This is a genomic window from Sulfobacillus sp. TH-112 (genome assembly GCF_057473405.1).
Genome location: NZ_JBYCKN010000190.1, coordinates 1 through 5,094, shown reverse-complemented (window position 1 = coordinate 5,094; position 5,094 = coordinate 1). Strand labels below are relative to the sequence as shown.

At 54.7% G+C, this 5,094-nt stretch carries 6 protein-coding genes; 4 read left to right on the top strand and 2 right to left on the bottom strand.

All coding sequences use genetic code 11. From position 1 onward, the window contains the following. The 4 genes from ACOJWD_RS14155 to ACOJWD_RS14140 all read left to right on the top strand — a co-directional run. A partial coding sequence (locus tag ACOJWD_RS14155) for an MFS transporter (protein ID WP_486993894.1) occupies positions 1 to 649 on the top strand: 649 nt, incomplete at its 5' end. A gap of 60 nt (positions 650 to 709) precedes the next feature. Next, entirely contained in the window at positions 710 to 880 is a 171-nt protein-coding gene (locus tag ACOJWD_RS14150) for a hypothetical protein (protein ID WP_486993893.1), read from the top strand. A gap of 193 nt (positions 881 to 1,073) precedes the next feature. Further along, positions 1,074 to 1,247 (top strand): hypothetical protein, encoded by a 174-nt coding sequence (locus ACOJWD_RS14145; protein WP_486993892.1) that lies wholly within the window; start codon positions 1,074 to 1,076, stop codon positions 1,245 to 1,247. Between the two features lie 399 nt (positions 1,248 to 1,646). Beyond that, positions 1,647 to 2,732: a beta propeller repeat protein gene (locus ACOJWD_RS14140; protein ID WP_486993891.1), complete on the top strand. Its 1,086-nt coding sequence runs from the start codon at positions 1,647 to 1,649 to the stop codon at positions 2,730 to 2,732. A gap of 122 nt (positions 2,733 to 2,854) precedes the next feature. Here ACOJWD_RS14140 and ACOJWD_RS14135 read toward each other — a convergent pair whose 3' ends face one another. Both ACOJWD_RS14135 and ACOJWD_RS14130 read right to left on the bottom strand, forming a co-directional pair. Beyond that, positions 2,855 to 3,127 (bottom strand): MoaD/ThiS family protein, encoded by a 273-nt coding sequence (locus ACOJWD_RS14135; protein ID WP_486993890.1) that lies wholly within the window; start codon positions 3,125 to 3,127, stop codon positions 2,855 to 2,857. Further along, complete coding sequence (locus ACOJWD_RS14130) at positions 3,124 to 4,185, bottom strand: WD40/YVTN/BNR-like repeat-containing protein (protein ID WP_486993889.1); 1,062 nt, start codon at positions 4,183 to 4,185, stop codon at positions 3,124 to 3,126. Before ACOJWD_RS14130 ends, ACOJWD_RS14135 begins: the two co-directional genes overlap by 4 nt. Positions 4,186 to 5,094 lie beyond the last annotated feature (909 nt).

Genomic DNA, 5,094 nt, shown 5'->3' with positions numbered 1-5,094 from the left:
GAAAGAACCGCGCGACGTTCCTGTGAGTGAATCCGTGGGATTGGTGCATCTCTACCACGCCGCCCGGGATCTCTATCTTCGCTCTGATAAGACCGGGTTGTGGTTGCTCTTGGGCGTATTTTGCTGGACCGGGGCCGAAACGTCAGTGGAGACCTTCTTTGTGACCTATGGCGTCTATCGGCTACATTTTGCCTCCGGCGCCGCCGTCATTACCATCGGGCTCTTTGCGGTCACATACCTGGCATTTGCTATCCCGAGTGGATTCTTAACCCAACGAGTGACCCGTCGCACGCTGATTCTGGTAGGTACGGTCGGATTAGCGCTGTCGTTCACAAGCATGGCATTTGTCGATAATCTCTGGTCGATCCGGTTTTTGGCGCTTGCAGCGGGCATGTTCTGGGCGTTCACGCAGATTAATGGCTATCCCTGGTTCTCGACACTGGCGACTCCGGCCCAGGTTGGGGCATTTACCGGCCTTTGGCTGATGGCTGGTGGCTTGGGCGGAGTCGTCGCGCAACCCGTCATCACCTTTTTGATGAATCACTTTGGTTATCAATGGCTCTTTTATGGTGCCGGAGGATTTGTCCTGATCGGATTCATTTCGATTTTACAAGTGCCACGTCAGCCGAAGTTGGTGAGAGGGGCTTGATTTTACAGGTAGCGAATAGGATGAGACCATCGTCTTGAGAATGAAGATTACCGTAATAACATGGCACGGGAACGGCGGGAAGAAGCTCGCGAGCAAACTTTGCTGGCCGTTGCTGAACGGATGCTTGGTGAAGGGATGTCGGTGAGCACTATCGCGCGTCTTACGGGGCTGAGTGGCGAGGTAGTGACTCAAGTAGCTAAAGGCGTATCGGCGGAGCAGGAGAACCTTTAGCGGTGCCGTTCTTAAGGAATACTCCTATCAAGGACCGGCAAAAAACCCCTTAGTTTACCTATGAGAACGAAAGCTACTGGGGGTTGCTCTTTCGATGTGAGTACCCCCAACCCGTTCTCCGGCAGCGACGGGTTTTCCACCATCCAATAGAGTAAAGCCGTGAAAGCTACTCGGTTGTGGTTTTCGGCGTGTCGTGCTTGTCGATCCCCACTATGCGAGTCAGCATCGCTCGACGCGGTACTACACGTATCGGAAGACGAATCTCACCCTGGCCGTGCGGACGTGGCAGTGTCCATATTGGGGCACCACCTGTCACCGCGCTGTCCATACCGCGCGCAACATCCTGTATCGGGCAGTAGCAAGATAAACCATGATCGTTGGGCTCGGACGGAGCCTTCGGGGATCCGATAAAGAATACGCCACTACCACGACCCGAGAAGCCACCGGCTTCAACTGCCGGGAGTTGTCACAGACGACCCAATCCCTCGAAGCGGCAGAGGCGACGAAATCGTTTTGTGGCAGGGCGATTGGTGACGGTTATAGGGAAGTGTCGGCGGGTCATGTGCCGACACTTTTTTGCGGTGCCCTACCATCAGAAAGGCCAATAGTATGGAGCCTAGCGCTGCGTATGGTCCGGACCACCGGGCGTGATCGACCTGATTCTTCCTGTGGGAAGGAGCCCCCGGTGCCAAGACGACGATGTAACCTCACGTGAGGCGGGCGCGTTCTTATTCAAAAGGGCTTATCGTTGGGAAGGAGATTTTCTATGACTCGAATGACATTAATGGGGGCGACGATGACGGCTGCCCTGGTTCTCTCCGGATGTGGAGTGGCGAGCGCAGCGGCTTCTCCCATATCGCACCCACACAACGGATCCCGCGCAACGGCCCCGTCGTCACCCACGGCGCATGGTGCATCCTCGCGATCCACGCCCTCGAGCCCGCCCGCGAATACCACCACCGTCACTTTAGGAAAGGTGTCTCTATCGATCCCTGGTAAAGGATGGACCTTGACCGCGGTGTCCGCACCGGAGCCGGGGGCGACGGAAGTGCAGGGCTCGGGTCAGCATGGAAATACCATCAGTCTGGAAGAGATGAAGCCCGCATTAGGGAATGACTTGGTGTTGCTTCCCCTCCTGCCACGGCCCCAAGGATTGACCAAGAATCCGCTAAATCAGAGTCCGTATTTTAGTGAGTCCAGGCAAATTGCATTGGGACAGATCCAGGATACCTGGTCGGAGGTGACGGCGAGTGGCGCCGAATATGTGGTGAATCTCGACATTGACCAGAATGAGGCCGTGTTAGCGAAGACTATACTTCACTCGGTAAAGGCGCCTTCACCCATCACGGTGACAGAAGATGTCCACCTTATCCAGAAGAGGCCATCAAAAGAATCCGCCTTGTCTGAAGTGCATGCAACCCTAGGCCAGGACCGCTGGATTTTGGTCGGAGGGCAAGCGGCGATGGCTCAAGAGGAGTGGTACCTGTTTCGTTCTGCCAATGGCGGACAGCAATGGTCACTCATTAATAGCACCCATTTTACGGTGCGGCATTCAGTGTTTCCAGAGAGCGTGGGATCTCCTAGTATGCTGTTCTGGAGCCGTGACGATGGGATTATTGTGCAGCCATCGTATGCGGCATCCTCCCTATTAGTCTATCGAACGACCAATGGCGGGAGTTCCTGGCTCCTCACCACGGTACCTTATAAGAGCGGCCTTGCGGTCTTTGCCGCGCCTAAACTTGAGCGCGCGAGTGACGGCACTCTCACCATGAGAGCAGAACTGACGTCCAAAAAAACCGTGGAATTGGTGAGTCAAGATGGGGGCATCAAGTGGTCATCAGCGGTACACTAACTTGATTTCACGGTAGCTTCGGTTGGCGAGGACATTCGAGGCGGGTAGCAATGGTAGCACGGAAGGGAATATTTTGGAGAGATGACGGCCGCGTTATGCGAAGCCAATTTACACACGATCCGCTAGCCTCCCGAAATCGCCCTTAAAATCCACACCTGGCATGGATCGCGCAGGGGTACTGAAGAAGGATGGGTCCCGGTGACTCGCTGCCCCTCTACCACGACGCTAAGATGCTTCCGAAGCACCCCATTGGGCTCGGTAAGCCATGATCGCATGCCGGGTGCCGTCTGGTCTAGGCACGAGATGAGGTCATCAAGAGTGTCTGCCATCAGATGCAATTGTGGAGAAAGATGAAATTGGTCAGCCAAGTCCCGAGGTAAGTGCACGGTTATCATGGCTCATCCACGAAGACTACGGAAAAGATCCGGGGGAGATGATGAGCCACCGAGGTCCAGTGTTGACCTTCATCGGCGGAGCAGAATACATCTCCGGAGGTCGTACCAAAGTAGAGGCCTTGGGGAGCGAGACTATCGCTCGTGAGAGCATCGCGCAACACCCCGGAGTATACCGAAGTCGGCAGGCCCTCCGATAGCGGTTCCCACGAACGGCCGGCATCCTTGGTCTGCCACACTGCCAATTGATTCTGGTACGGCCAGCGTGGCCCGCGTTCCACCGGCACCACATATGCCCAATCAGGGTGGGTGACGTGACCAACGATACCAAAGCCAAAGTCGGAAGGTAGTGGGCCTCCCACATCAATCCAGTCATCGCCACCGTCATCCGATCGGTACACGCCACCATGATTTTGCAGCCATAGGCGTCCTGGCTGAGACGGTGAGACCCAAAACTTGTGAACACATTGACCAGATGGGGGATACTGCTGGCCTTCAGGATTAAATTCGGCGCGAATACTGCGGTTGATGGGCTGCCAATGAGTGCCTCGATCAGGTGAGCGGTAGATGCCTCCAGAGGAGCAGGCGATGAAGAGTCGACGGTCATCAAAAGGGTCGATGGCAATGCTATGAAGGCACTTGCCGCCAAATCCGGGTCCCCAGGTGTCATGCGTTGGGTGCTGTCTGAGGGCAGATACCTCGGCCCAAGTATCGCCGGAGTCTAGCGACTGGAATAGGCCACTCGCTTCCACGCCTGCAAACATCATGCCATTTTGTCCGACCTGGATGGACCAAACCCGGCTCACGGTCTCGTTATCATCGGCACCATAAGAGAGACCACTGCCACCAGTGTCCCAAGTGGCTCCCCAGTCCGCGGAACGACGGATACTAGGGCCGTAAAAGATGGAATTGGCCGCCGCATAGAGCCTCTTGGTCTTTGGATCATATGCGCTAGTGTAGACCTCATCTCCCAGAAGAACGGGTCCGAGGGATGTCCATTGTTGACGATCGATACTGTGGTATCTAAAGAGCCCTTTGGCGGTGCCAATGAGAAGGTACATAGCGATCCTCTTTCGTGATTGATGTGAATATTCTAACCATTTATTCCGGAGAAGTAGATACGTCATTATAACCCGCCCCGATCATAAGGGGTTGAGGCTTGCTCACCTGGAGTATAGCATGGCGGGTTGGGTGTGGCCATTAGAGGCGCGGAATTGTTCAGCCAAACCTGCGCTTAAAGCGGAGGGGCAGAGTGAGCATTGACAGGCGCGGACGGCGGCGGGCTCGCCATTATGCCTCCTCTCCCGGCCCTGTTGTCTATAAGGCAGTATCCGACGCTAGGTGTGTTGTCCGTGACTGATAAGATGCCATTCATCCTGGTTGCGAGGCACGGCATAATGGTCAGATTCAGGATGAAACGATGATTCAATTGCATTGTGGAATGATTTGGAGTGGATTCGCAGTCTGCGCTCCAAAAACGCCGATGAACGGAGGTTCCTGCGTCATTGTTAAAATAAGACAGAATGAAAATTTCACGATAGAATTTACAAGCGGGGAATAATGTTTCATAATGATGTCGTAATTTCTGATACAAAACACATTTGAGAGACTATTCTCTCTTGACGGTGCGGTGTCCAGAGGCGCAACGGATCTCCTTTAGAGGATGAGGAAGTACCGGGCCGGCAGTAATCTTTTAATCTCGGTGCCTGTATTGGAGAGGAGGAGATGAGCGCTTCCGTCAATGGCCGAACGATTGTCGCACTAGTCAGACAGAAGATAGACAACAGGGATGAGAGTGTGCTGATGTACATTGTTCGTCCATGCGCGACAAGCTCAGTGGGGGTTCCCTCAATGTCGAACGAGGATTGGCAGCAGGGCCTCGTCGGAAGAGAAGGTATGTACCGGCGGGACAGGCCTTCGGCTGAGGGATTCTGAGGTTGCAGACAACAGGAAGTAGGGACATGAATGTG

What these genes read in the sequence shown, in the direction of transcription:
- ACOJWD_RS14150 (WP_486993893.1), top strand. Translation starts at nt 710, where the DNA reads ATGGCACGGGAACGGCGGGAAGAAGCTCGCGAGCAAACTTTGCTGGCC.
- ACOJWD_RS14130 (WP_486993889.1), bottom strand. Translation starts at nt 4,185, where the DNA reads ATGTACCTTCTCATTGGCACCGCCAAAGGGCTCTTTAGATACCACAGT.
- ACOJWD_RS14135 (WP_486993890.1), bottom strand. Translation starts at nt 3,127, where the DNA reads ATGATAACCGTGCACTTACCTCGGGACTTGGCTGACCAATTTCATCTT.
- ACOJWD_RS14140 (WP_486993891.1), top strand. Translation starts at nt 1,647, where the DNA reads ATGACTCGAATGACATTAATGGGGGCGACGATGACGGCTGCCCTGGTT.